At 74.1% G+C, this 25126-nt stretch carries 26 protein-coding genes; 7 read left to right on the forward strand and 19 right to left on the reverse strand.

The annotated features are described in order from the left end of the window. Positions 1-32: 32 nt before the first annotated feature. The gene (locus tag FB388_RS28675; RefSeq protein WP_142105229.1) at positions 33-1463 is read left to right on the forward strand and encodes a zinc-dependent metalloprotease; all 1431 of its coding nucleotides are present in this window, start codon (positions 33-35) and stop codon (positions 1461-1463) included. A 160-nt stretch (positions 1464-1623) separates the two neighbouring features. On the opposite strand, the gene FB388_RS28680 is transcribed toward FB388_RS28675, so the two are convergent. Together FB388_RS28680 and FB388_RS28685 are read right to left on the reverse strand one after the other, a co-directional pair. Next, positions 1624-2205, reverse strand: coding sequence for a M48 metallopeptidase family protein (locus tag FB388_RS28680; protein WP_142105230.1), 582 nt, complete (start codon positions 2203-2205; stop codon positions 1624-1626). 159 nt (positions 2206-2364) lie between these two features. Next, the gene (locus tag FB388_RS28685) at positions 2365-2718 is read right to left on the reverse strand and encodes a hypothetical protein (protein WP_170225870.1); all 354 of its coding nucleotides are present in this window, start codon (positions 2716-2718) and stop codon (positions 2365-2367) included. 10 nt (positions 2719-2728) lie between these two features. Between FB388_RS28685 and FB388_RS28690 the strand changes: the two genes are divergently transcribed. After that, on the forward strand, positions 2729-3403 hold the full coding sequence (locus FB388_RS28690; RefSeq protein WP_170225871.1) for a TOMM precursor leader peptide-binding protein: 675 nt from the start codon (positions 2729-2731) through the stop codon (positions 3401-3403). A 4-nt stretch (positions 3404-3407) separates the two neighbouring features. Next, the gene (locus FB388_RS28695) at positions 3408-4748 is read left to right on the forward strand and encodes an ABC1 kinase family protein (RefSeq protein ID WP_142105233.1); all 1341 of its coding nucleotides are present in this window, start codon (positions 3408-3410) and stop codon (positions 4746-4748) included. Between the two features lie 396 nt (positions 4749-5144). Here FB388_RS28695 and FB388_RS40950 read toward each other — a convergent pair whose 3' ends face one another. The 4 genes from FB388_RS40950 to FB388_RS28710 all read right to left on the reverse strand — a co-directional run bounded on the left by FB388_RS40950 (position 5145) and on the right by FB388_RS28710 (position 8331). Beyond that, a complete protein-coding gene (locus tag FB388_RS40950) occupies positions 5145-5276 on the reverse strand; it encodes a hypothetical protein (RefSeq protein WP_281290485.1) in 132 nt (43 codons plus the stop codon). A gap of 172 nt (positions 5277-5448) precedes the next feature. Continuing rightward, entirely contained in the window at positions 5449-5805 is a 357-nt protein-coding gene (locus FB388_RS28705) for a WhiB family transcriptional regulator (protein ID WP_281290486.1), read from the reverse strand. 121 nt (positions 5806-5926) lie between these two features. Further along, on the reverse strand, positions 5927-6100 hold the full coding sequence (locus tag FB388_RS39660; protein ID WP_170225872.1) for a hypothetical protein: 174 nt from the start codon (positions 6098-6100) through the stop codon (positions 5927-5929). A 119-nt stretch (positions 6101-6219) separates the two neighbouring features. Next, positions 6220-8331 carry an ATP-dependent DNA helicase UvrD2 gene (locus FB388_RS28710; protein ID WP_142105235.1) on the reverse strand — a complete coding sequence of 704 codons (2112 nt, stop codon included), beginning with the start codon at positions 8329-8331 and terminating at the stop codon, positions 6220-6222. Here FB388_RS28710 and FB388_RS28715 point away from each other — a divergent pair. Next, positions 8330-8578 (forward strand): mycoredoxin, encoded by a 249-nt coding sequence (locus FB388_RS28715; RefSeq protein ID WP_142105236.1) that lies wholly within the window; start codon positions 8330-8332, stop codon positions 8576-8578. The genes FB388_RS28710 and FB388_RS28715 overlap by 2 nt on opposite strands. A 73-nt stretch (positions 8579-8651) precedes the next feature. Here FB388_RS28715 and FB388_RS28720 read toward each other — a convergent pair whose 3' ends face one another. The 7 genes from FB388_RS28720 to FB388_RS28750 all read right to left on the reverse strand — a co-directional run bounded on the left by FB388_RS28720 (position 8652) and on the right by FB388_RS28750 (position 15769). Beyond that, entirely contained in the window at positions 8652-9551 is a 900-nt protein-coding gene (locus FB388_RS28720) for a type IV toxin-antitoxin system AbiEi family antitoxin domain-containing protein (RefSeq protein WP_142105237.1), read from the reverse strand. A gap of 125 nt (positions 9552-9676) precedes the next feature. Then, a complete protein-coding gene (nudC, locus tag FB388_RS28725; protein WP_142106355.1) occupies positions 9677-10603 on the reverse strand; it encodes an NAD(+) diphosphatase in 927 nt (308 codons plus the stop codon). Positions 10604-10659: 56 nt separating this feature from the next. Then, positions 10660-12030, reverse strand: coding sequence for a M16 family metallopeptidase (locus FB388_RS28730; RefSeq protein WP_142105238.1), 1371 nt, complete (start codon positions 12028-12030; stop codon positions 10660-10662). Next, the gene (locus tag FB388_RS28735) at positions 12027-13307 is read right to left on the reverse strand and encodes a M16 family metallopeptidase (protein ID WP_142105239.1); all 1281 of its coding nucleotides are present in this window, start codon (positions 13305-13307) and stop codon (positions 12027-12029) included. Before FB388_RS28735 ends, FB388_RS28730 begins: the two co-directional genes overlap by 4 nt. Positions 13308-13342: 35 nt before the next feature. Further along, entirely contained in the window at positions 13343-14359 is a 1017-nt protein-coding gene (locus FB388_RS28740) for a phenylacetaldoxime dehydratase family protein (protein ID WP_142105240.1), read from the reverse strand. A 1-nt stretch (position 14360) separates the two neighbouring features. Continuing rightward, positions 14361-15380, reverse strand: a complete 1020-nt coding sequence (locus FB388_RS28745; RefSeq protein WP_142105241.1) for a carbon-nitrogen hydrolase family protein — start codon at positions 15378-15380, stop codon at positions 14361-14363. A gap of 191 nt (positions 15381-15571) precedes the next feature. Further along, positions 15572-15769, reverse strand: a complete 198-nt coding sequence (locus FB388_RS28750; RefSeq protein ID WP_142105242.1) for a MerR family transcriptional regulator — start codon at positions 15767-15769, stop codon at positions 15572-15574. A gap of 96 nt (positions 15770-15865) precedes the next feature. Here FB388_RS28750 and FB388_RS28755 point away from each other — a divergent pair, with 96 nt between their 5' ends. Together FB388_RS28755 and FB388_RS28760 are read left to right on the forward strand one after the other, a co-directional pair. Then, on the forward strand, positions 15866-16159 hold the full coding sequence (locus FB388_RS28755) for a hypothetical protein (RefSeq protein ID WP_142105243.1): 294 nt from the start codon (positions 15866-15868) through the stop codon (positions 16157-16159). Between the two features lie 48 nt (positions 16160-16207). After that, on the forward strand, positions 16208-17185 hold the full coding sequence (locus FB388_RS28760; RefSeq protein ID WP_142105244.1) for an AraC-like ligand-binding domain-containing protein: 978 nt from the start codon (positions 16208-16210) through the stop codon (positions 17183-17185). Here FB388_RS28760 and FB388_RS28765 read toward each other — a convergent pair. Then, positions 17137-18399 carry an aldehyde dehydrogenase family protein gene (locus tag FB388_RS28765; protein WP_142105245.1) on the reverse strand — a complete coding sequence of 421 codons (1263 nt, stop codon included), beginning with the start codon at positions 18397-18399 and terminating at the stop codon, positions 17137-17139. The genes FB388_RS28760 and FB388_RS28765 overlap by 49 nt on opposite strands. 111 nt (positions 18400-18510) lie before the next feature. Then, a complete protein-coding gene (locus FB388_RS28770) occupies positions 18511-19629 on the reverse strand; it encodes a cobalamin-independent methionine synthase II family protein (RefSeq protein WP_142105246.1) in 1119 nt (372 codons plus the stop codon). Between the two features lie 62 nt (positions 19630-19691). Between FB388_RS28770 and FB388_RS28775 the strand changes: the two genes are divergently transcribed. Further along, positions 19692-21077: an MFS transporter gene (locus FB388_RS28775; protein WP_246122476.1), complete on the forward strand. Its 1386-nt coding sequence runs from the start codon at positions 19692-19694 to the stop codon at positions 21075-21077. Here the strand turns inward: FB388_RS28775 and FB388_RS28780 are convergent. From FB388_RS28780 to FB388_RS28795, 4 genes are all read right to left on the reverse strand, one after another. Beyond that, a complete protein-coding gene (locus tag FB388_RS28780; RefSeq protein WP_142105247.1) occupies positions 21038-21823 on the reverse strand; it encodes a class F sortase in 786 nt (261 codons plus the stop codon). The two genes, FB388_RS28775 and FB388_RS28780, sit on opposite strands and share 40 nt — an antisense overlap. Next, positions 21820-22551, reverse strand: coding sequence for a DUF4142 domain-containing protein (locus FB388_RS28785; protein WP_170225873.1), 732 nt, complete (start codon positions 22549-22551; stop codon positions 21820-21822). The genes FB388_RS28780 and FB388_RS28785 overlap by 4 nt, the downstream gene beginning before the upstream one ends. 93 nt (positions 22552-22644) lie before the next feature. After that, positions 22645-24015: an aldehyde dehydrogenase family protein gene (locus tag FB388_RS28790; RefSeq protein WP_425468592.1), complete on the reverse strand. Its 1371-nt coding sequence runs from the start codon at positions 24013-24015 to the stop codon at positions 22645-22647. Positions 24016-24044: 29 nt separating this feature from the next. Then, positions 24045-25085, reverse strand: coding sequence for a hypothetical protein (locus tag FB388_RS28795; protein WP_142105250.1), 1041 nt, complete (start codon positions 25083-25085; stop codon positions 24045-24047). Positions 25086-25126: the final 41 nt, after the last annotated feature.

Consider the following 25126-nt stretch of genomic DNA (forward strand, 5'->3'; position numbering starts at 1 on the left):
CGAACAGCGCCGACCCGCGTACCGTGGGCACCATGAGTGACATCCCGTTCGGCTTCGGATCTGCCGACCGCGACCCCGACGACGAGCGCCGGCGCCGCGACCTGGAGGGCCGTGGCGAAGGGGGCAACGACCCGCTCGGGTTCAGCGGTTTCCCGGGCATGCCCGGTGGCGGGATGCCCGGCGGGATGCAGGGCTTCGACGTCAGCCAGCTCGGTCAGATGCTCACCCAGCTCGGTCAGATGCTCAGCCAGGCCCAGTCGAGCGGCGGTGGGCCGGTCAACTACGACCTCGCAGCGCAGCTGGCCCGTCAGCGGCTCGCGGCCACCACGTCGTCGCTCACGGGAGCGCAGCGCGCGGCCGTCAGCGACGCGGTCAAGCTGGCCGAGCTGTGGCTCGACCCCGCCACGGACTTCCCCAGCGGCGCCACCGAGACCAAGGCGTGGTCGGCCAGCGAGTGGGTCGACGCCAGCCTCCCCACGTGGAAGCGGATGTGCGACCCGGTGGCCCAGCGCGTCTCGACGGCGTGGGTCGAGGCCATGCCGGAGGAGGTCCGCTCCGCCGCCGGGCCGATGATCGCGATGCTCGGCCAGATGGGCGGGCTCGCGTTCGGCAGCCAGCTCGGCAACGGGCTCGCGCAGCTCGCCGCCGAGGTCGTCTCGTCCACGGACATCGGGGTCCCGGTCGGGCCCGACCGCGTCGCCGCGCTGCTGCCGGAGAACATCGAGAAGTTCACGAGGGACCTCGATCGCCCCTCCAGCGAGGTCATGATCTTCCTGGCCGCCCGGGAGGCCGCCCACCAGCGGCTGTTCGCCCACGTCCCGTGGCTGAAGGAGCGGCTGCTCGGCGCGGTGGAGCAGTACGCCAGCGGCATCCGCGTCGACTCCTCCCGGATCGAGGAGCTCGCCCGCGGCATCGACCCGTCCAACCCGGGCGCCATCGAGGAGGCCATGCGGTCGGGCATGTTCGAGCCCGAGACCACCCCGGAGCAGAACGCCGCGCTCGCCCGGCTCGAGACGCTGCTCGCGCTGATCGAGGGCTGGGTGGACGCCGTTGTCGCCGACGCCGTCAGCGAGCGGCTGCCGGGGGCCGACGCCCTGCGCGAGGCACTGCGCCGTCGCCGCGGTGCCGGCGGCCCCGCCGAGCAGGCGTTCGCCACCGTGGTGGGGCTGGAGCTGCGTCCCCGCAGGCTCCGAGCAGCGGCCGAGCTCTGGCGGCTGCTCGGCGAGCAGCGCGGTATCGCCGGCCGGGACGCGCTGTGGGCCCACCCCGACCTCGTCCCGACCTCCGACGACCTGGACGACCCCGCCGCGTTCGTCGGGCGCACGGAGATGGGCGACCCGATCGCCGAGCTGGAGAAGCTGGCGGGCCAGAAGGCGCCGGAGGAGGAGAGTCCCGGCAGCAGGCCGGACGGGAACGCGGAGGGCGACACCGGCGGCGAGCCGGGCGGCCCCGAGAAGGGCTAGTGCCCCGCCCCGGAAGGTTGGCGCGTGAATCGGTGGATCCAGGGGTTCGCTGGCAAGGCGCCGCACGAGCCTCGTACCGGGCGTACTCGGCTCGTGCGGCAACGCGGCCAGCGGGCGTCTGGGCCGCCGAGTTACGTGGTGAACCTTTCGGGGCGGGGCACTAGCCCGTGGCGGAGGCGGGCTCGGGCTCGGCCGACTCCGGCTCGTCGCCGTCGATGCCGACCAACCCGAGGCCCGCGGCCGCGGACAGGCCCTCCAGGTAGCCCATCGCGCGCTCGGTGCGCGGGTAGCGGTGCACCCACGCCCAGAACCGGGCGTCGTGGCCGGGCTCGAGGAGGTGCGTGAGTTCGTGGACCAGCACGTAGTCGACCACCCATCCGGGAGCGTCGCGCAGCCGCTCACTGACGCGGATGGTGCCGTCGGCCGGCGTGCAGGAGGCCCAGCGGGTGCGCATCGGCGGCACCCACCGGACGCTGGTGGGCCGGGCCCGGCCCTCCAGGAAGCGCCGCGACAGCTCCAGCGACCGCCTCCGCAACGCGTCGTCGCCCTTGCGGCCGGGCGACCTCCGGCGCGCCTCGCTGCGCTCCAGCCTGCGCACCATCTCGTCCACCCAGCGCCGCTCCTCGGCGTCGCTCATCCAACCGGGGATGAAGACTATGACGGTGTCGCCTTCGCGCCGGGCACTCACCATGCGCCGGCGGCGGTCACTGCGCCGGACCTCCACGACCGCGGGCTGCGCCATCGGACCAGCCTAATGCCCCGTGGCGCCGTCCCCGGGTCACGGGACGCCGGCACGTCGGGTTGTCCACATGCCTGTGGACAACGCTGCGCACCGATCGGCGGACGCGCGCACCATCGAGCCATGACCTCGTCCGTGCACCCCTTGCCCCGGCTCGTCCAGCTACCTCCGCACCGGTCCGTGCTGGAGCTGGCGGCCGGCTCCCGCATGCTCGGCCTCGACCCGGCCACCGCGATGGCCGTCGAGGGCCTGCCGCCACCGCTCGCCGAGATGCTCGACGAGCTCACCGCGCCCGTTCCCACCGACGAGCTCGTCGAAAGGGCTGCCGGCCGCGGTGCCGACCGCACCGAGGCGGAGCTGCTGCTCACCGAGCTCGTCGCTTCCGGTGCGGTGATCGACGCCGCCGAGGTGCAGCGACGCGAACGCCGCCGCGCGGCGAGCACGGTCGTGGTGCACGGGGGGCGGCCCGCTCGCCGTCGGGCTCGTGCTGGGACTCGCCACAGCGGGCGTCGGCACGGTGCACCTCGTGACGTCCGGCGCGGTCCTCGAAGGCGACCTGGGCACCGGGCTCGTCGACGCCGACCGCGGCCGGGACCGCGCCGCCGCGATCGCCGACGCACTGGCCCGCCTGGATCCGCGGGCCAGGACCGGTCCGCCGCGGCAGCGGACGGTGCCCGACCTCGTCGTGCTCGCCGACGCGGGCACGCCCGATCCGGTACGCGTCGCCGAGCTGCACGCAACGGGCACCGCTCACCTCGTGGTCCGCGTGCGGGACGGCGTCGGCGTCGTCGGCCCGCTCGTGCTGCCCGGCCGCACCACGTGCCTCGGCTGCATCGAGATCGAACGGTGCGCCCGCGAACCGGCGTGGACCGCGGTGGCCGCCCAGCTCGTCGGTGTACCGGGACGCGCCGCCCCCGCCTGCGTGGCGGCGACGGCGGGGCTCGCCACGGCGCAGGCGCTCGTCGCACTCGACGGTGCGGACAGCACGACGGGCCCGCCCGTCCTGGACGCCACCCTCGAGCTCGACGCGGACGCGGGCACGATCGTCCGGCGCACCTGGACGCCGCACCCGGACTGCCGGTGTGGCGCACAACGCGGTGAGAGGGTTTACGAGCTGGGGATATGCACGGACGGTCTTGCTCGGGAGACAATCAAGGAGTGGACGGATTCCCGCGCCCGATCGGCCCCGCTGCCGAGGTGATGACGTGACCGACATCCCTCGTCGCACGGCAGCTCGCACCGCCAAGCTCGCGAGCCTCCCGCTCGGCGTGGCCGGACGTGCCGCCGCCGGATGGGGCAGGCGACTGGCGGGCGGCGACGGCGATGAGATCTCCGCGCAGCTCATGGCCAAGAGCGCCGAGCAGCTGTTCGCGGTGCTCGGCGAGCTCAAGGGCGGCGCCATGAAGTTCGGCCAGGCCCTCAGCGTGTTCGAGGCGGCCATCCCCGACGAGTTCGCGGCGCCGTTCCGGGAATCGCTCGTCAAGCTGCAGTCCGCAGCACCCCCGATGCCCACCGCCGACGTGCACCGGATGCTCGCCGAGCAGTTCGGGCGCGGCTGGCGGGAGCGCTTCCGGGAGTTCGACGAGACCCCCGCCGCCGCGGCGAGCATCGGCCAGGTCCACCGCGCCGTCTGGCGCGACGGGCGCGATGTCGCCGTCAAGGTGCAGTACCCGGGTGCCGAGGAGGCGCTGCGTTCGGACCTGCGCCAGCTCTCCCGGATGAGCCGGCTCATCCAGCCGCTCGTGCCCGGGTTGGAGATCAAGCCGCTGATCTCCGAGCTGCGCGAACGGATGGAGGAGGAGCTCGACTACCGCGACGAAGCCGCCAACCAGCGGGTCTTCGCCGCCGCGTACGAGGGCGACGAGACGATCAAGGTACCGCGCGTCGTGGCGTCCGCCCCGCGGGCGATGGTCACCGAGTGGGTCACCGGCCGTCGGCTGTCGGACGTGATCCGCAGCGGCACGCAGGCCGAGCGCGACCGGGCCGCCGCCCTGCTGGCCGACTTCCACTACTCGGCGCCGGCGCGCGTCGGGCTGCTGCACGCCGACCCTCACCCGGGCAACTTCCAGATCCTCGACGACGGCCGTCTCATGGTGCTCGACTTCGGCGCGGTCGCCCGGCTCCCGGACGGACTCCCCCGACCGCTGTCGATCATGGTGCGGCTCGCGCTCGAGAACAAGCCGGCAGAGCTGCTGCAGCTCCTACGCGACCACGGCTTCTTGCGGGAGGGCTCCTCCCTCACCGCCGAGGAGGCGATCGAGTACCTCGCCCCGTTCACGGAGCCGCTGCGCACCGAGTCGTTCCGCTTCAACCGCCGCTGGCTGCAGCGCCAGGCCGAGCGGGTGGGCGACCTGCGGCGCCCCGAGTTCCGCACGGGGCGCGAGCTCAACCTGCCGCCCCAGTACCTGCTGGTGCACCGCGTCACGATGGGCACCTTGGGCGTGCTCTGCCAGCTCGACGCCGAGGTGGCGCTGCGCGGCATCGTCCAGCACTGGCAGCCGTGGATCTTCGACGCCGAGGACGAGACGGCGGGCCGCCACAGCTGACGCCGCGCGCGGACGCCCGACTCGCCGTGCGCGCTGTCGGACTCGCGCACACCCCACCGCGACTCACACACACCCAAAGCGCGACTCGCGTGCACCCAGACCGCGACTCGCGTGCACCCAGACCGCGACTCGCGCACATAGGGCCCACCGCGTCCGCGAGTCGCGGTGTGAATGTGCGCGAGTCGGGGTTTGAGTGCGGCCTAGTCGCGGTCCGAGTGCGCCGAGTCGGGCGTTCTCACACTGCGAGCGCGGCGCCCGGCACGACGAGTGCCGCAGCCGGGTACGGGACGGCGCCCCGGATCGCGGGATCCGGGGCGCCGTCGGGACGGGCGGCGTCGCGAAGAGGACGCCGCCGGGCGGACCGGCCGCGGGAGGGCCGGTCCGCGCGGTGATCGACTAGGCCGGCCTCACCGTCGCAGCGGTGGCACGGGCCCGCTCGGCACGCCGGGTGGCGTAGCGGGCGAGCAACGCCCACCCGCGTCCGGCCGTGAACTGGCGGATCAGCGCGTGGTGCCGCGCGGCTGCCACGGCCTCTTGGTGTCGGGATCTGGCAAGTGCTTCGTGGAGCAACATCGCGGTTCCTTCGCGGTCGCGGACGTCAGGTCGCGTCAGGGCGGCGGGCTGCGGCGTCTGGAAGAGGGTCATCGGTATCGGTCTCCTGTGTGTTGGTCCTCTGGGGACCTACGGGTGGGGCGGTTGATCAGGCGGACATGGCCGCGGCGTACTCGCGGTCCCGGGCGAGGTCGGCCTTGCTCGGGCGGCCGCGAGGCCTCTTGCGCGGGATCACCGTTCCGCGCTCGAAGATCTCGCCACCCCAGACGCCCCACGGCTCGGCGCGCTGCAGCGCGCCTGCGAGGCACTCGGCCTTGATCGGGCAGGCCGTGCAGAGCGCCTTGGCGCGCTCCAGCTCCTTGGGAGCCTCGGCGAACCACAGGTCCGCGTCGTCGGAACGGCACGGCAGATCCAGCCCGGCGCGGGGTGCCGCGTCGAGCAGGGTCCCCAGCCCGGTGGCGGACTCGCCCCCGAACTGCTCATGAGTGATCGTTCCGCCGTCCAACGGAACTGATCGGACTAGCACTTCAACCTCCTGCGGTAGTGGTGGTGCAGGACAAACAAAAAGGCCGCGGATCCCTGGCGGGTCCGCGGCCTCGGTCTTCTGGCCAGTGGCTGGGGGACGTCTATAGATGACGACGCTCCTCTGCGGACACACCTGTGCTGTTATCGGCCCCGAAGCCACCGAGGATGACGCCGGACGGGCGCTGCTTCCACGCGCGCGCGTACGTCGGCACCACGGACTCCACACGCGGCAGGGCGCCGTGGACGGCGGCGACGGGAAGCGTCATCGTGATCATCAGGGCACCCCCTTCGTGGGTGAGGTCGTGGCAGATGACGGGCTGGTGAGGTCCGTCGAGAGATGACCGTAGCGACCTCGGCAGAGGCCGCACAACTTATTTACGGGAAGTTTCTCCGATCAACTACCCTGCTCGGCGACCAGGCCGAGTACGGCCTCGCCGTACCGGTCGAGCTTGCGGGCCCCGATACCCGGGATCCGCACGAGGGCAGCGTTGTCGGCGGGCCGCTGTTCGGCGATCGCGGTGAGCGTGGCGTCCGTGAAGATCACATAGGCCGGGACCTGCTGCTCCTTGGCCTCGTCCGCCCGCCAGACCCGGAGCCGGTCGAGCAGCTCGACGTCCACATCGGACGGGCAGTCGGCGCACCGCCGCAGCTTCAACGAGTCGGCGCCGATCAACGGCGAACCGCAAACGCGGCAACGCGGCTTGGGCGCGCCGCGGCCACCGCCGCCGTTCGCCACGCGCGAAGCCGGGTGCTCGTCGGGGATCAGCCCGTAGAGGAACCGGCTGCGGCGCCGCCGCCGCGGCCCGCCGGGCTGGCGCGAGAGCGCCCACGACAGGGCGAGCCGCCGCCGGGCGCGGGTGAGGCCGACGTAGAGCAGCCGCCGTTCCTCCTCGATCGCCTCGTCGTCGCCCTCGGCGTGCTGGATCGGCAACGTGCCCTCGACCAGCCCCACCAGGAACACGACGTCCCACTCCAGGCCCTTCGCCGCGTGCAGGGACGCGAGCGTGACGCCCTGAACGGTGGGCGGGTGGGCAGCATCGGCGCGGGTCTCCAGCTCGGCTGCGAACCGGGGCATGTCGGCGTCGGGCTCGAGCGCCACGAGCTCCTCGGCCAGCTCGACGATCGCGAGCAGCGACTCCCACTGCGCCCGCTGCTGCGCACCCGCGGGCGGGTCGGGGGTGAGCCCGACGGGGGCGAGCACGGCGCGCACCGCGTCGACGAGCGGGGCATCGAGGGCTCCGGCGGCCCGGACGGCCATCATCGCCCGGCGGACCTCCGGCCGGTTGAAGAACCGCTCCCCGCCGCGCACCTGGTACGGCACGCCGACCTCGGTGAGCGCCTGCTCGTACACCTCGGACTGCGCGTTGATCCGGAACAGCACGGCGATCTCGCTGGCCGGCGTGCCGTCGGTGATCAGCCGGGCGATCCGCTTGGCGACGGCGGCGGCCTCGGCGGGCTCGTCGTCGTGCTCGGCGAAGTCGGGCTCCGGACCCGGCGGCAGCTGGCCGATCAGCCGGAGCCTGCTGCCGGCCACCGGGCCCCGCGCCGACCCGATCAGCGTGTTGGCCGCGGCGACGACCTGCGGGGTGGAGCGGTAGTCGCGCTGCAGGCGCACGACGACGGCCTCCGGAAACCTCCGCGGGAACTCCAGCAGGTAGCGCGGGCTGGCGCCGGCGAACGTGTAGATCGTCTGGTTGGCGTCGCCGACCACGGTGAGGTCGTCGCGCTCGCCGAGCCACGCGTCGAGCACGCGTTGCTGCAGCGGCGTGACGTCCTGGTACTCGTCGACCACGAAGCAGCGGTAGCGGTCGCGGAACTCCTCCGCCACCCCTGCGTGCTCCTCCATCGCGGCCGCGGTGTGCAGCAGCAGGTCGTCGAAGTCGAGCATCTCGGCGCGGTTCTTGAGCGCCTCGTACCCGGCGTACACGGCAGCGACCTGCTCGGCCGGGCCGGGCGTCTCCCGGCGCAGCTTGGCGACGGCCGCCGGGTACTCGTCCGGCGTGACGAGGGTGGCCTTCGACCACTCGATCTCGCCCGCGAAGTCGCGGAGCGCCGCCGCGTCGGTGCCGGCCTTCACGCGGGCGGCCGCCTGCCCGACGAGGCGCAGCTTGCCCTCGAGCAGCTGCCACTGCTGACCGCCGACCACCCGCGGCCAGAAGTAGCGCAGCTGACGCAGCGCGGCCGCGTGGAACGTGCGCGCCTGCACCCCGGACACCCCGAGCGCCCGCAGCCGGGTGCGCATCTCCCCCGCCGCCCGCGCCGTGAACGTGACGGCGAGGACCTGGCCCGGCGCGATGTGTCCGGTGCTGACGAGGTGGGCGATGCGGCGCGTGATCGTGCGGGTCTTCCCGGTGCCCGCCCCGGCGAGCACGCACACCGGCCCGCGGGGGGCGGTGACCGCGGCGAGCTGCTCGTCGTCCAGGCCGGCTTCGAGGGTGGGCGCAGTCACGGGCCCATCCTGACAGCCGGGGAAGACAGGACCCGCGGGGGTCGTTGCACGGTGCATGGCTCAGGTGACGATGTACTCGACGACGTGGTGCGGCTACTGCCGGCGGCTCAAGCTGCAGCTGGATCAGGCCGGCATCGCGTACGACGAGGTCGACATCGAGCGCGACCCCGAGGCCGCCGCGTACGTGGAGAGCGTCAACGGCGGCAACCAGACGGTCCCCACGGTCCGCTTCGCGGACGGCACGGCGCTGACCAACCCACCGTTCGTGGTGGTGGCGGAGAAGGTCGCAGACCTGGCGGCGTAAGACGGCGGTGCACATCTCCCGTTCACCGTGCACACGTCCTGCCGTATGCACGGTGGCGGTTTCGTTTGCACGGTCAGGTCAAGCGCGATCGGAGGCGGGCCGCCACCGGGGCGAAGTGCGTCAGGTCAGGCCACGTCCAGCGCACCACCGCCAGGTCCTCCGCACGTAGTGCGTCCTCGCGTCGTTTCTCCTCGTAGACGACGTCGGCCGGGTCCTGGCCCGGTCGGAGGAGTTTGCCGTACTTGACGCGGCCGTCGAACTCGCCGACCGTCCGCTGCCGGGGCCAGCCGAAGTCGACCCGGCCGACGAACGTGCCGTCGGAGCGGCGGACCTCCCACTGCAGGATCGGGGCGGGCAGACCGGCCTCGGCGATCGCCACCCGGCTGCGCGACTCCCCGACGCTCCCGCTGCCACGGGCCGCGAAGCCGATCGCCCGCCGCGCCGCCGGGAGCCCGGGCCAGCGCGACCACCGGGCGAGTGCCACCGCGAGCGCGCCCTCGTCGACGAGACCCGCCTCGAGTGCGGCGTCGGCCACGACAACGGCCTGCTCGAAGCCGACCGTGCGGGCGACGTCGACGATCGTGCGAGGGACCGAGGTGACCGGCAGCCCATCGACGAGCACGATCTCGTCGGGCTCCATCGGAGCACAGTGGACGTGTACGCGGCTGCCTCGCCGGGCTCCCGAGCGCCTGCGTGTTCGCGTCACGATCACCCGGTCGAGCGGGATGCCCCAGACGCGCAGCCCGTGGAGCACGGCAGCGGACACGTGGCTCACGACGGCGTCCGGCGACAGCTCGGCCAACGCGGCACGGACCAGCAGGGCGTGTCCAACCGCCGGGTCCTCCGACGGGCCAGCGACGTATGCACCGCGGCGGATCGGGTGCAACGAGCCGTCGCGCAACATCCGCCGTACCTCGTGGTCGCCGTACCCGGCCGCGCGAAGCCGCCACCGCAGGTAGATCTCGGACTGCACGCGGTGATCGTGCTCCGCGCCCGGTCACCCGCGGGCCCGTTCCGCGGAACTCGCCGAGCGTGCACACCTCCCGGCCATCGTGCACACGTCCTGCCATGTGCACGGTGGCCGCGCGGTGTGCACGGTCAGTCGAGGGCGGCCCAGCTCTCCAGCATCGATCTCGCGATGCTCACCTTTCCCGGGAGCAGCAGGGGGCGCTCGGACTTCGCGCCCCAGTCGCCCGCCTCCAGCGCCGCGCGGAGGACCGTGCGCGTCACCCACATCGCCTCGGCTATCTCGCCGTCCGCCGGGACCAGCGGCTCGTCGGGATCGGCCACCGCCGAGAAGCCGACCATCAGCGAGCGCGGGAACGGCCAGGCCTGGCTGCCCAGGTACGACACGTCGCGGACCCGGACGCCGACCTCCTCGTGGATCTCCCGCAGCACGCAGGCTTCGAGGGACTCGCCCGCCTCGACGAACCCGGCGAGCACCGAGTAGCGCCCCTCGGGCCAGACGGGCTGGCGGGCGAGCAGGACGCGGGCCGCGTCGCCCGTGCCGCCGTCGTGCACCAGGCAGATGACGGCCGGGTCGGTGCGCGGGTACTCCTCGTGCCCGTTGGCCTCGCAGACCCGGTGCCAGCCGGCGTTGCGCGGGTGCATCGGCGAGCCGTCGCGCGCGCAGAAGCGGGCGGCCGCGTGCCAGTTCAGCACGGCGACCGCCCCGGTGAGCAGGCCGGCTCCGAGTGCGTCGAGGGCGGCGCCGACGGTGCGCAGGTCGGCCCAGTCGGTGGGGTCCTCACCGGCGACGAGGTCGACGTCGCCCCGCACGGCCCAGTAGGCGACGCCCTCGTGCTCGCCGAGCAGCACGGCGTGCTCCGGCGGCTCGTCCCCCGTGGTCGGCCGGGTGATCAGCCGGGCACCGGAGCCGGAGATCGTGTCCCAACGGTCCCGCGGCCGGCGGACGTCGCCCCAGTCGACCGGGGTGCGCCCGCCTTCGTCGAGCACGACGATCCGGGCCTTCGGCCACCCGGCGAGCTGGCGCTCCCGGTCGGAGCGGATCGGTTCGTCGCGCATCACGACCGACCGGGAGAGGACCGGCGGAGCGTTCAGCCGGAACCGGAGCTCGTCGCTCACGGGCCGGTGATCCCACCCAGCGCGCGGACCCGCGCGCCGATGACGTCGGCGTCGCCGACCACCACCCCGGTGAACGCGGTGGGCGCGAAGAACTCCAGCGCCGCCTCGGCCACCTGCTCGACCGTGACCGACTCGAGCCGGGCGGGGTGGGCGCGCAGCCAGTCGATCCCGAGCCCGTCGGCGGCGAGCGCGGACAGGGTGGACGCGAGCCCGCCCTGGTTGTCCAGCGAGATCAGCAGCGAGCCGACGGCGTAGGCGCGCGCCGCGTCGACCTCGGCCGCGGTCGGCGGGACGGCGGTGATCCGGCCGAGCTCGTAGCGGGTCTCCAGCAGCGCCGGGGCGGTGACGTCGCTCGCCACGTCCGTCTCGACGCCGAGCACGGCACCGCCGGGCACGAACTCGATGCCGGAGTGGGCGCCGTAGGTGTAGCCCTTGTCCTCGCGGACGTTCTCCATCCACCGGGACGAGAAGTAGCCGCCGAACACGAGGTTGGCCAGCTGCAACGCCGCGTAGCGCGGGTCGTGGCGGCGCAGCGCGGGCGCGGAGAGCCGCAGCTGCGACTGCACCGAGCCGGCCCGGTGCACCAGCAGCAGGTCGGACGGCGTGATCGGCGGTGGCGTGGACAGCTCGCGGGCCGGTGAGTCGGAGACCCAGCCGCTGACCGCCTTCTCGACCTGCGCGATCGCGTTGGCGGGGTCGATGTCGCCGACGAGCACGAGGGTGGACCCGCCGGGCACGAGCGCCGCGGCGTGCAGGGCCCGCACCTGCTCGACGGTGACGGCGGCGACCGCCTCACCGGTCGGCATCTCCCGGGTGATCGGGTGGTCGCCGAAGCGCTTGCGCTGCAACGCCTCCCGGGCGATCGTGCGGGGCTGCGCGCGGGCCACGCTGATCCGCTCGACGAGCCGGTCGCGCTCGCGGGCGACCTCGCCGTCGGGGTGGGTGGCCGCGGTGAGCACGTCGGCGAGCACGCCGAGCAGGTCGGGGAGGCCGTCGGCCAGGCCGGAGCCGCCGATCTGCAGCCGCTCGGGGTCGACGTTCACCCCGAGGTCGGCGCCGACCGCCGCCAGCTCGTCGTCGATGCCGACCCGGTCGCGCGTGGCGGTTCCGGTGAGCAACGTGGACGCGAGCAGCTCCGCGACCGCCGGGTGCTCGGGCTCGTCACCGGCGAACGGCACGCGCAGCCGCAGCTCCACCATTGGCACGCCCGGCCGGTGGGCGGCGAGCACCCGCAGCCCGTTCGGGAGCACGCGCTCCTCCACGTCGGGGAGCGGCACCGCTCGGGTGGGTCCGAGCGGCGGCAGCGGGCGCGGCCCCAGCTCGGTGCGGCCGATCTCGTCGGCGCTGCGATGGGTCGTGCTGGTCACTCGCCCTCCTTCGGCTCCACCAGCAGCACACCGCGCCCGCCGGAGCGCAGCGCGGCCGCAGCGGCGCGCACCTGCTCGGGGGTGACGGCGGCGAGCCGGTCGGGCAGCTCCGCGCTGATCTCGGCGCGGCCGTACAGCAGCTCGCGCGCGCCCAGCCCGAGCATGCGGTACATGACGCGGTCGTTCTCCTGGTGCAGGCCGGCCGACCAGCGCGCCACCTGCCTGGCCAGCTCCTCGGTGCTCGGGCCTTCGGCGGCGAGCTTGTCCAGCTCCTCGTCGACGGCCGCGAGCACGCGGTCGGGGTCGACCGCCGACGGGTGCACGGCCGTGATCGTGAAGGTGTCGGGGTCGCGCGCGTCGAGCGGGCCCATCAGGCCCGCGCTCGCGGAGATGTCGGTGACGAGGCCGTCCACGTGCACGAGCCGGCGCTGGAGCCGGGCCGCCTCCCCGTCGCCGAGCACCGACCCGAGCAGCGCGTGGCCGAGGTAGCCGTCGAGGTCGGAGCCCGGGTCGGGCATCCGGTAGCCCAGCGCGATGGCCGGCAACGGGGCGTGCGCGTCGATGACCGACTGCCGCCGCTCACCGGTGGGCAGCGGCTCACCGAACGAGGGGCGCTGCGGCGCCGGGCGGGCCGGGATGTCCCCGAAGTGCTTCTCGACCAGGCGCAGCGTCTCCTCGACGTCCAGGTACCCGGCCACGGTGACCTGCGCGTTGGCCGGCGAGTAGTAGGTGTCGAAGAAGGCGGCGGCGTCCTCGAGCGATGCCTGCTCCAGCTCCGAGAAGTCGCCGTAGCCGTTGTGCGCGTTGGGGAAGGTGTCGTACAGCACCGGCGGCAGCAGGATCCAGGGGAACCCGCCGTACGGCCGGTTGAGGACGTTGAGCCGGATCTCCTCCTTGACCACGTCGATCTGGTTGCGGAGGTTCTCCTGCGTGAGCTTGGGCGCGCGCAGGCGGTCGGCCTCCAGGAACAGCGCGCGTTCCAGCGCCGCCGCCGGGAGCACCTGGAAGTAGTCGGTGTAGTCCTGGTGCGTCGAGCCGTTGAACACGCCGCCCGAGCCCTGGACGTGCCGGAAGTGGGCCAGCTTCTCCAGGCTCTCGCTGCCCTGGAACATCAGGTGCTCGAACAGGTGCGCGAACCCGGTGCGCCCCTCCGGTTCCGAGCGGAAACCCACGTCGACGTGCACAGCGACGCCGACGACTGGGGTGGCGGGGTCCGGGACGACGAGGACCCGCAGCCCGTTGGGCAACGTCGTCCGATGCAGTTCTGGCGCAGGCACAACGCCGAATGTATCCCGTCGCGAGGACCTGCCGCCTACCCCGTCGACACGCCGAGCAGGCCGGTGCCCGGCCGGCAGTCGACGTACTCGAAGAGCGCCTCGCCGTCGGCCACCACCGACACCTCGTGGTACAGGCGCAACCGGGCGGCGGGCCCCAACGTGGACAGGTACCGCATGGCGGCCCCGAAGATCGCGACGTGCGTCGGGTGGGACTCCGCCCAGCGCTCCAGGTCGGCGAGGCTGCGCCACCAGCCGAGGCCGAACGTGCGCTCCACCGGCCGCCCGTCCTCGACCACCGTGAGGTAGCGGTTGGCGTAGCAGCCGACCTCCCGCCCCTCGGTGCGGAGGAAGTCCATCCCGGCCCTCAGCACGGGTTCGACGTCGTTCAGGTACATTGCCCGCTCGGCATCGTCGGTGTCGGCCCAGTCCTGGCCCGACCGGATCAGGCAGATCCCGCCGTGCGGCCGGATCCGCACCCGGCCCCCGTCGCGCTCGACGACGGGCGCACCGACCGGTGCGAGCGGGTCGGTCTGCGACAGCGGGATCCGATCGCGAACCCCGCCCCAGTAGCCGTGCTCCGCGATCTCACCGCTCCACTCGTCGGCGAGCGCGCCGACGCCCTCCGGGCGGCCGAGTGAGGAGAACAGCGTCTCGTGCTCCTCGACGGTGGGCCGCAGGACCTCGGCCCAGCGGCCGCAGCCGTCCCGAACACCGAGCCAGGACTCGCGGTGGGCGGCGGACCAGCGGTCGAACGACGCCGGGTCGTCCCAGTAGGCGATCGACACGATGTCGACCGTCCCGTCCGCGGCAACCTCGCGCGCCCGGTCGTGGTGGCCCGGCCCGTCGGCCGCGGCGAAGGCGGCGTCGAGGACGTCGAGAGCGCCGACCGGCGGCTCCCCGCGGAACTGCAGCCCGAAGTAGGCCATGACGACCTGGCGCACGGCGGGCCGCATCCGCGCGACGAAGGACGGGTACGGCGGCGCGTACCCCTCCTTCATCCGGCGGGGGTGGGTGCGCGTTGCGGCGAGGTGCGCCGGGATGGCCGACTCCACGTCACACGTCCGCGGCGACGCGGGTGGCCGCGATCGGCGGGAGCTCACCCTCGATCTCGACGCCGGGGGCGGCGAACGGCACGACGCGGTCGCCCGGGGTCTTGTTGAGAAGCAGGCGCGTGACGTCCGGCCGCGAGTAGTGGCCCGCCGGGTCGGCGGCGGCCTTGGCGAGGGAGATCATGCCGAGGTCGAGGTCGGCGTACACGATCCCCTCGGCGTCCGGCGCGAGCGGCTCGTGCAGGAGGCTCCCGTCGGGACCGAAGATCCGGGCGTACCCGCCGCCGGTCTGGAGCAAGGCGCGCTTCGTGTCGTCGGTGCACATCAGCTCGACCATCCCGGGCGAGACGGTGGCGCACGGGGCCACCACGAAACAGCCGCCCTCGACGGCGTAGATCCGGCTCGCCGACGTGTTCACCTCGGGGCCGAGCGCGTACGCGGCGCCGGCGTAGAGCGAGAAGCTCGGCCACGCCGCGACGTGCACCTGCTCGTTCTGCGCGTACATGGCGTACTTCGACAGCGGCTGCAGGTGCTCCCAGCAGCACAGCCCGCCCATGCGGCCCAGCGGGGTGTCGTACACCGACAGGTCGCTGCCGTCGCCCTCGCCGAACACGGTGCGCTCGACGTGGGTCGGCTTGAGCTTGCGCCGCTTCGCGATCGTCTCCCCGTCCGGCCCGATGAGCCACTGCGCGATGTAGAGGCTGCCGCCGTGCCGCTCGGACAGCCCCATCACCACGGTGATCCCGTGCCTGCGCGCCGCGGCGGCGAGCCGCTCCGCCTGCGGCGAGCCGTAGACCAGGGAGTTGTCGTGGTAGCGCGGGAAGAACTGCAGCCCCCACGCCGGCGCGTCCAGCCAGATGAACCACGGGTAGCCCGGCAGGAAGGTCTCCGGGAACCCGATCAGCTGCGCGCCGTTCCCGGCGGCCTCGGCGATGAGGGCGATCGACTTGTCGACACCGGCTTCGAGGTCGAGGAACTCGGGGGCGGCCTGCACGGCCGCGGCGCGGAAGCGGGGGTGGGTCATACCCGGGAAGCGTGGCGTGCGGTCGGGACGCACGCTGGTCCCTGCGTGTCGGATGTGTTGACTGTCCGACGCACATCGGTGCGAGGACGGCTCGGGCAAGGCCGTGTCAGCAAAGCCACTTTCAGGACGCGAGAGGACATGAAAGTGGCTTTGCTGACGCTGGGCTTGCCCTGGCGCCGGGGGAAGCGGATCTAGCGGTCCTCGCGACGCTCGGCCGCGATCCGCCGGAGTTCATCGCGGACTCGCTCGATGTTCCACCTGGCGTGCCCACCGGCCGATTCGAGATCCGGGGTCAGGATGCCGTCCTGCCTGTACTTCTGGATCGTGCGGGGCGCCAGGCCCAGGGCACGCGCCAGCTCCGCCGTGGTGACGAGGCGCGGTTCTGACACCCCTCGACCGTAGGCGCAGGTCAGTGCGGTTACTGCTGCTTGTGCGGCCTCTGCTGTTATTGCGCTCTATGCGGAGTATGCGGCATCGTGGAGTGCATGGCGTTCTGGATGACGAAGATCCCCGGAGGTGGGTTCGCGATGGGCGAGGCGGCGGACGAGGCCGAGGCGCGGCTGATGATCGCGCGCGAGCAGGGCCGGGCATCGGTGACGTTCAGCGAGCGCTCCGGCCGGTACCGGTGGACCGTGGTGCTGGACGAGGGGAAGACCTCGCACGGCTGGGCGGAGACGGAGGACGAGGGGTGGTGGTTCGTGAAGGAGGCGGTGAACCGGCCCTACCGGGGCACGCACCACCGAAAGCCCCGCGGCCTCTGGACATTGCCGCCGACATAGGCCGGACGGCATCTTGCCTGGTGGCGACCGCCTCCCTACCGTCTTCCCATGGCGCGCCTGCTCAGCACCGACGCGGTGGACGCGCGGGAGCGGTTGGCGTACTGGAACGAGGCCGTCTCAGACACCTACGTCCGGCTCGACACCACCGCGCCGGGCCGCGACGTCGTCGGGGAGATCCGGGCCGACTCACTCGCCACGCTGGAGCTCTCCCGCGTCACCGCCACCGCGCAGCACGTCCGGCGCACGCCGTCGCTCATCGCGGCGGCGGCCGAGGACTACTTCCTCGTGAGCATCCAGACCAGGGGCGCGGGCGCCCTGGTGCAGGACGGGCGCACCGCGGCGCTGGCGCCTGGCGACTTCGCCCTCTACGACTCCACCCGGCCGTACGAGCTGCACTTCGACGCGCAGTTCCAGCAGTACGTGCTCATGCTCCCCGGCCCGACCCTGCGCTCGCAGCTGCGGCGGGTGCAGGAGCTCACGGCGCGCGGCGTCCGCGGCTCCCGCGGGGCCGGGCACCTGATGATCGAGATGATCCGGACGCTCGCCACCGACATCGAGGTGCTCGAGCCGGCCGCGGCGGCGGCCGTGGCGCAGAGCGTGGAGCACATCGTCGTGGCCGGTCTGAGCTCCCTCGCCCCCGGAGCACCCGCCCCGGAGCCGGAGCTGGCCGCTCGTCGCGAGCAGATCAAGGCGTGCGCCCGTACCCGGCTGCGCGACCCCGGCCTCACGGTGGCCGCGATCGCCGCCACGCTGCACACCTCGGTGAGCACGCTGCACCGGGCGTTCGCCGGGGAGCCGTGCTCGATCGCGGAGTGGATCTGGGCGAAGCGCCTCGACGCGGTGCGCGCCGACCTCTGCGACCCCGCCCTGCGTCACCGCACGATCAGCGACCTGGCCTTCTCGTGGGGCTTCGTCGACGCGTCGCACTTCAGCCGGGCGTTCAAGGCCCGGTTCGGGTGCACCGCACGCGACGTCCGTCAGGCGGGCGGCAGCACCACGAACTGGCGCAACGACAGGTCGACGTAGGTCACGGGGCCACGCGGGCCCGGCGTGTGGTCGACGTTGATGCCGGTCTCGGGCAGGCCGAGCAGCTTGTAGCCGTCGAGCAGCCGGGTGGTGGTGTTCCAGAAGACGCCGGTGCCGGTGTACGCGTCGATGAACGCGGTGGCGGCCGCCTCGTCCGTTGCGCAGACGGAGGCCGCGAGCCCGGACGTCTCCCGGATCGCGGTGGCCGCGGCGTCCACCGGGCCGTCCACCGGTGTGACCGTGACGTGCGCCTCGGCGCCCGAGTCGAGGGCCCACTCGTGGCCGAGGGGGTGGGTGTGCGGGGGCAGGCTCGGTGTGATCTGCCGGGCGCGCAGCGCCTCCTCGGCAACCGGCCACAGCCGGCCGTACGCGGGGCGGTCGATCAGCAGCAGGTTGAGGCGGTTGCAGACGCCGAGCCGGTCGGTGCTCTCCGTGACCAGCCGCGTGACGTCGGCCGGGTCGGCGCTCGCGTCCAGGTAGAGGACGCCGCCGCCGTCGGCGTGGGCGAGGACCCGGGTGCCAGCGGTGGCGCCGAGCGCGGACAGCTTGCGGGTGACCTCGCCGCTGCCCCGCACCACGACGAGCGGGACGAGGTCGGGCAGCCCGACCAGCGCCTCCGCGCCTGCGTGGCCGGGCGTGGGGACGAGCTGCACGGCGGCGGGCGGCACGCCGTTGCGCTCGAGGGCAGGCGCGATCACGAGCTCGACGAGGGCGCGGGCGGAGCCGAGCGCGGCCGAGCCGGTGCGCAGCACGGCGGCGCTGCGTGCCTTCAGCACCTGGGACGCCACGTCGACGGTGACGTTCGGGCGGGCCTCGAACACCGCCCCGATCACGCCGACCGGCACCCGCCGCTCGTAGACCCGCTCACCGCTCGGCAGCGTGCGCACCTCGCGCTCGGCGGGCGGCTCCGGCGTGCCGGCGAGCACCTCGAGCTGGGTGGCCATGTCGGCCAGCCGCTCCGGGGTGAGCCGCAGCCGGTCGAGCAGGCCGGCGGCCATCCCACCCCGCTCGGCAGCGGCGACGTCCGTGGCGTTGGCGGCCAGCAGGTCGGACTCCCGCTCCCGCAGCAGCTCTGCCGCGGTGCGCAGGGCGGCGTCGACCGCAGCGCCACCCGCGGCACGCACCCCCGGCGCGGCCGCGGCGGCGCGCTGGGCGGCCTCCCGCACCGCGGTGGCCTCGGGGGTCTCGGTCGGGGTGGTGGTGCTGGTGCTCACGGGAGAAGGTTGCCACGCGGTCGGGCGGCTCCGCCCGGAGGTTCAGGAAAGCCACATTCCTGAACCTGGAGTACAGCAACGTGGCTTTCCTGAACTTCGCGGCGCCGCGAGTCAGGCCTTGGCCAGTGCGGCGCCTTCGGTGAGGGCCCGCAGCTTCGCCCACGCGATGCGCGGGTCCACGCCGTCCTCGCTGACCGCGAGGGTGGCCATCCCGCAGTCGGTGGAGGCGAGCACGCGGTCGGGGCCGACGATCCGCGCGTAGTGCTCGATCCGCTGGGCGACGAGCTCGGGGTGCTCCACGTAGTTGGTGGTGCTGTCGATCACGCCGGGCATGAGGACGAGGTCGTCCGGGAGGTCGGCGTCGGCGAGGACCGCCCACTCGTGGCCGTGCCGGGGGTTCGCTCCCTCGAAGGACAGCGTGCCGACGCGCGCGGTGAGCAGGACGTCCAGGATCTCGCGCAGCGGCACGTCGCGGTGGTGCGGCCCCTCGTAGTTGCCCCAGCAGACGTGCAGCCGCACGCGCTCGCGGGGGACGTCGCGCAGCGCGCTGTTGAGCGCGGCGATGTTCTCCTCCATGCGCGCGCGGTGGGCGCGCAGGCCGTCCTCCCCGTCGGGGAAGCCGGCGCGGCCTGACGCGAGGTCGGGGCAGTCGACCTGCAGCATGAGGCCGGCGCGGACGATCGCGCCGTACTCCGTCTTCATCGCGTCGGCGAGCGCCGCGAGGTAGGTGGTGCGGTCGGCGTGGTGCTCGTCGTCGACGAACAACGCGATCACGCCGGGCGATGCGGCGGTGAGGAACGCCTCCCCCGCCCCGGCGGCGTCGGCGGCGGAGCGCAGGGCGGCGATGTCGGCCTCGACCGGCGCGGTGTCCGGGTAGGTGACCGGGCCCCGGCAGACGGGGATGACGAAGTCGCGCGACGCGGCCTGCCGGGCGAGCCGCTCGGCGTACTCCGGGAAGCCGTCGAGCGCCGCGTTGGGGCGGGGCTCGCGCTCGACCGCCTCCAGCCCGGTGATCCGCGACCGCACGTACGTGACGTAACTGATCTTGCCGAGCTCGCCGTCGTTGACGACGTCGAGGCCCGTCTCCACCTGCCTGCGCACGCACCCGGCAACCGCGTCGCGCACCGCGGCCGGGTCGAGCTCGGGCCCGCCGCGCTCGCGCTCGGCGATGGCCGCGAGCAGGTGGGCGGGACGCGGCAGGCTCCCGGTGTGCGTCGTCCTGACCGGCATGCGGACCCCCCGCCGCAAACGAGTTTGACCTGTACCCCTGTTGAGGTTGCACCATCGTCGGCGTGACCGCAGCCCAGACCCCCAGCGCCGTCCGCGACGAACTGTTCGGACCGAGCCGGCGCGCGACGACGATCGGCATCGTCCTCCTGATCAGTCTCATCGCGTTCGAGGCGATGGGGGTGAACACCGCGATGCCGGCGCTCGTCGCCGACCTCGGCGGCGTCGCGCTCTACGCGTGGCCGTTCGTGTCGTTCATGGCCGCGTCGGTGTTCGCCACGGTGCTCGGTGGCCGCTGGTGCGACCGGGCGGGCCCGCGGGTGCCGCTGGTGGTGTCGCCGCTGATGTTCGGCGCCGGCCTGCTGGTCGCCGGCACGGCCACGACCATGGCCCAGCTCCTCGTGGGCCGCGTGCTGCAGGGCGCGGGTGCCGGGATGTCCAGCGTGGCGATCTTCGTGCTGATCGCGGCGGTGTACCCGGAGCGGGCCCGGCCCGCGGTGTTCGGCCTCATCTCCTCGGCGTGGGTGCTCCCGGCGCTGCTCGGGCCGCCGGTGTCCGGGCTGGTCACGCAGACCCTCTCCTGGCACTGGGTGTTCCTCGGGCTGGTCCCCCTCGTCCTGGTCGCCACCGCGCTCGTGGTGCCCGCGGTGCGCACGCTGACGCCGCCGGAGCAGGGGGTCGGTGCCGTCCGCCGCGGCGTGGTGCCCGCGGCGTTCGCGGCCTCCCTCGGGGTGGCCGCACTGAGCTGGGCCTCGCAGCACGCGTCGGTGCTCGCCGCCGTCGTGGCCGTCGCCTCGGTCGCGGTGCTCGTCCCCGCGCTCGTGCGGCTCTTCCCGCGCGGGGTGTTCCGGCTGGGGCGCGGGATCCCCACGGTCGTCGCCTCGCGCGGCCTGCTCGCGGGCGTGTTCTTCACGATCAACTCGTACCTGCCGCTCATGCTCGAGGCGACGCACGGCTGGTCGCTGGCCGCGGCCGGGATCCCGCTGATCGTCGGCGCGCTGGCCTGGTCGGGGGCGTCGGCGTGGCAGGGCAGGCATCCCGACCTGCCGCGCACCACGCTGCTGCGCGTCGGCTTCTGCGGGGTCACCGTCGGCGCCGCCGGCATGCTGCTGGTCGCCCCGTCGTGGGGGATCCCGTGGCTGGCCCTGCCGTTCTGGGCGATCGCAGGGCTCGGGATGGGCCTCGGGTTCTCGTCGGTGTCGTTCCTGCTGCTCCAGCAGTCCGAGGCGCACGAGACCGGCTTCCACACCTCGGCCGCCCAGATCGCCGACCAGCTCGGCACCGCCATCCTGATCGGCGCGGGCGGCGCGGTGCTCGCGCTGCTCGGCACGCCGGCGGCGGCGCTGCCGGTGCTGATCGCGGTGCTCGTGGCGCTGGGGCTGATCGGCGTGTTCGGCGCGGCGCGGGCGGCTCAGCCCGGATCGGCGAACACCACCACGTTGTCGGAGTAGTGCCGGGTGCGGCGGTCGAACGCACCGCCGCACGTGATCAGCACCAGGCGGGGCGGGCCGCCCGCGGCGAACACCTCGCGCGGCAGCTCCGCCTTCGCGTACTGGCGGCGGGCGCTCACGCGGTAGCCCACGGAGCGGCCGTCCGCCCCGAGCAGGACGATCTCCTCGCCCTCCGCGACCTGCCGCAGGACGGCCAGCGCACCGAGCCCGCCCGCGAGGGAGTCGACGTGCCCGGCGAGCACCGTCGTCCCGCCTGCGCCGCCTGCGAGGGCGCTCGGCGACCACCAGCCCACGGTGGAGGGCGGTTCGGGCACCACGAGCGCGCCCTCCGGTCCCGTCGGCACGGCGACGACGGGAGCGCGCAGGTCGCGCGAGGGCAGCGCGAGCTCGACTGGCGGCGTGCCCGCCCGGACCGGCTCCGATGCGGGGGCCTCACCGGCGACCAGCCGGGCGAGCACGCCGTCGACGACGGGTGCCGGTGCGAACGGGTTCACCACTGCCCGCACGGCCCCGACCGGGGAGTCGAACGGCGTCGCGTCCGGCGCGGGCCCCGGGCCGAGCATGGCCGCCCCGCCCACGAGGCACATCCCGCCCGCGACGGCAAGAGCGCGGGCGAGGCGAGCGTCGCGTGGACCACGGCCCACGGCGGCCGGGCGGTCCGCGATCGGGGCGCGATGGCGCCCCACCGCCTCGTCGATCGCGGGGCGTACCCCCTCGAGGACGGCGGTGCCCGCGCGGGGCGTCACGCCGCCCGGCGCCGCCACCACAGCGCGCCGGAGAGCAGCAGGGCCCCGAGCCCGACCAGGACGATCGCGGCCGGCGTCACATCGCCTGCGGCCTGCCCGCCGCTCCCCGCGTCGACGGCCCCGGGGGTGGCGGCACCGGCCGGAGCAGAAGCCTGCCGGAGCTCTTCGGCAGTCGAGTCGAGGCGCTTCAGCGCATCCTGCGCGGCGGCCTTGGCCTGGTCCGAGGCGTCCTCGTCGGCGAGGACGGCGTTCGCCGCCTCTCGCACCTGCTGCTGGAACCGGCCGGCGGCCCGCAGCCACGCCTGGTCGAACTGCTCCCCGCTGCGGGCGCGCAGATCGGCGAGGGTGGCCTGCTGCTCCGCGGTCGGCTCGGTGGCGAGGATGCCCCCCACGCTGGCCTTGAACCGGTCGAGAACCGCCTGCCCGTCGGTGGAGTACTGCGCGCTGAGCGTCCGGACGTCCTGGGCGCTGCCCTGCGCCTGGCCGAGGCCGCCGAGAGCCGCGATCGCCGACGCGGCCGAACCCGCTGCCCCGAGCGTGTTGTTCGCGCCCATGCCGAGGGCGGCGTTCAGCCCACCCGGTGTGCCGGGCTGATCGGGCGCGATCGGCGTCGCTTCTTGAGGCTGGTCGGGCGAACCGCATGCGGTGACGGCGCCGAAGACGATGCCGATCACGGCGAGCACGGCAACCGCGTTCGCGACGACCTGCCGGATGGGACGGGTGCGCACGGCTCCTCCTTCGTCGGATGACACCGAGCACGTTTGCTCCATCCGGGTCGAGCCGCTGCCGAAACCGGGGAAGTCCGCCCCAATGTGTGTCGCTCAGGTGGGTCGCGGGGCCGGGGCGAGGTGCACGACCTTCACCGCCGTCATCTCGTCGAGCAGCTCGGGGCCGAACCCGAAGCCCGAACCGCTGTCGCCGCGCGGCTGGGACGCCCCACCGGGCGCACCGCCGAACACGTTGTTGACCTTGACCGTGCCGACCGGCAGCTCGCGCCACGCGCGCTGCGCGTGCTCCATGTCGGAGGTGAGGACGGTGGCGGCGAGGCCGTAGCGGTCGGCGCTCGCCTCCTGCAACGCGGTGGGGAAGTCGCGCACGACCCGGACCGGGGCGACCGGACCGAACGTCTCCTCGCTCATCACCGCCATGGCCGGGACGCACCCGATCAGCACGGTGGGCGGGTAGAACGCGCCGGGCCCGCCCGGGATCGCGCCGCCGGTCAGGGCGTGCGCACCGGCGTCGAGCGCCCCCTGGACGTGCCCGTGCACGTGCTCGCGGTGCGCCCGGTCGACGAGCGGACCGATCCGATCCGCCCACTGCCGCGCCTCCCCCACGAGCGCCTCGATGAACGCGTCGGCCTCGGCGGCGTGCACGAAGATCCGCTCGACGGACACGCAGATCTGCCCCGCGTTGGCGAACGCTCCGAGCGCGGCCTGCGCGGCGGCCCACCCCGGGTCGACTCCCGCGTCGACGATCAGCGGGTCGTTCCCGCCGTTCTCCAGCAGCGGGCGGGCACCGGTGCGGGCGCAGGCCTCGGTGATGGCGCGGCCGGTCGCGGAGCTGCCGACGTGCGCCACGACGTCGACCGGCGCCGAGGCGAGCCGGGCGCCGACCGCGCCGTCCCCGTCGACGATCTCGAGGACGCCGGGCGGCAGGGCTGCTGCCACCAGCTCGGCGAACCGGCGCCCGGTCTGCGGGCAGCGCTCGCTCGGCTTGTGGACGACGGTGTTGCCGGTGACGACCGCGGCCCCGATCAGCCCGGCCGCCACTGCCACCGGGTCGTTCCACGGCGTCAGCACGGCCACGACACCCCGCGGCTCGGGGACCATCAGGTCGGCGGCGTCCCAGGCACCGTGCAGGCTGCGGCCGCGGTGCACCGGCCCGAGCTCGGCGTACTGCACGAGCGTGCCGATGCCCGCGTCGACGCCACCACGGGCGTCCTCCACCGGCTTGCCGGTCTCCCGGGAGTTCAGGGCGGCGAGCTCGTCGGCGGCCTCGCGGACGGCGGCAGCGGCGGCGTGCAGGGCGGCCCCGCGCTCCGCCGCCGGCGTGCGGGCCCAATCGGACGCGGCGCGCCGAGCGGACGCGACGGCCTCGTCGCACCGCTCGGGCGTGGCGATCGGGACGCGCCCGACCACCTCGTCGGTGCGCGGGTCGAGGACGGTCAGCTCACGGTTCTCCAGCACGGTCACCGAGGAGCAGTACCCGCCCCCGAACTGGATCACGCTCGCACCAGCGACAGAGCTGTCACCACCACGGCGATGACTGCGGCCGCCAGCACGAGCCATGCGCCCGGACCCGGCGCGGCGACGACGTCCTGGCCTGCGGCGACCAGCACCCGTGCGTTGCGCATCGCAGCGGCCAGGTCCAGCCAGACGTGCGCCGCGACGGCCACGACGAGGCCGCACACGCCCACACCGAGCAGCCGCCCGCGGACGACGTGCGCGGGCCGTCCCGCCCGCAGCACCATCGCGAGCGCGGCGACGAGCGCCAGCGCGGCAGCCGCGCCGAGGGGGACTCCCAGCAGCGGCGCGGTCTCGGTCGGTGCGACGACGGGGATGTCGAGCCCGTACTCGGAGCCGGCTTCGGAGTAGCTGGAGGTCCACGGCGAGCCGGTGGTGATCCCCCGCCCGGCGACGACCTCCCCGAAGCAGGCACCGACCGCGACCGCCGCCAGGGCCGGCAGCAGCAGGGCGACGCTGGTCCGCGGGCGTCGCGGTAGAGCGGGAAGCCCGGCGACGAGCACCGCGACCACGAGCGCCACCAGAGCGGCGGCCAGTACGAGCCACGTGCCCGCGCCGACCTGCACGACCTGCCATGGACTGCCCGGCCCGCGCGCGTCGCCGAGCTCGGCGGCCACATCGAACCCGATCGAGGCCGCCCCGCCGACCAGCAGGCCCGCGACGAGCGCGGCCATGCCGGGAGCGGCACGCAGCGGCCTCGAACCCGAAGCGAGCACGAGGATCGCGACGACGAGCGCGAGGACGGCGCCGAGGGTGACCAACCCGCCGACGGCAGGTGCCGCGGCGGCCCGTTCGAACAGGCGCGCCAGCTCGGGGTCGGGCCACAGCAGCCCGGCGAGGGTGAAGAACCACGGTATGACGAACTGGTCGATCGCCGAGACGGCATGTCCCGGCTCCGTGGACCACATCACCCAGCTCCAGCCGGTACGGACCTGGACCATCTCGCCCGATGCGGATGACGACTCCACGTAGAGCACGAGCGCGCCGGACTGGCCGATCACGGCGAGTGCGGATGCCACGACCGCGAGGCCCGCGGCCAGCAACCGCCGCCGACGCCCGG

The sequence above is a fragment of the Pseudonocardia cypriaca genome (assembly GCF_006717045.1).
Taxonomy (GTDB): domain Bacteria; phylum Actinomycetota; class Actinomycetes; order Mycobacteriales; family Pseudonocardiaceae; genus Pseudonocardia; species Pseudonocardia cypriaca.

Bases quoted from the DNA above. Each gene is read 5' to 3' on its own strand.
- FB388_RS28675 (WP_142105229.1), top strand. From the start codon at position 33: ATGAGTGACATCCCGTTCGGCTTCGGATCTGCCGACCGCGACCCCGAC.
- FB388_RS28680 (WP_142105230.1), bottom strand. From the start codon at position 2,205: ATGGCGCAGCCCGCGGTCGTGGAGGTCCGGCGCAGTGACCGCCGCCGG.
- FB388_RS39660 (WP_170225872.1), bottom strand. From the start codon at position 6,100: ATGATCACGATGACGCTTCCCGTCGCCGCCGTCCACGGCGCCCTGCCG.
- FB388_RS28715 (WP_142105236.1), top strand. From the start codon at position 8,330: ATGGCTCAGGTGACGATGTACTCGACGACGTGGTGCGGCTACTGCCGG.
- FB388_RS28710 (WP_142105235.1), bottom strand. From the start codon at position 8,331: ATGCACCGTGCAACGACCCCCGCGGGTCCTGTCTTCCCCGGCTGTCAG.
- nudC (WP_142106355.1), bottom strand. From the start codon at position 10,603: ATGCGCGACGAACCGATCCGCTCCGACCGGGAGCGCCAGCTCGCCGGG.
- FB388_RS28745 (WP_142105241.1), bottom strand. From the start codon at position 15,380: ATGACCCACCCCCGCTTCCGCGCCGCGGCCGTGCAGGCCGCCCCCGAG.
- FB388_RS28755 (WP_142105243.1), top strand. From the start codon at position 15,866: ATGGCGTTCTGGATGACGAAGATCCCCGGAGGTGGGTTCGCGATGGGC.
- FB388_RS28760 (WP_142105244.1), top strand. From the start codon at position 16,208: ATGGCGCGCCTGCTCAGCACCGACGCGGTGGACGCGCGGGAGCGGTTG.
- FB388_RS28770 (WP_142105246.1), bottom strand. From the start codon at position 19,629: ATGCCGGTCAGGACGACGCACACCGGGAGCCTGCCGCGTCCCGCCCAC.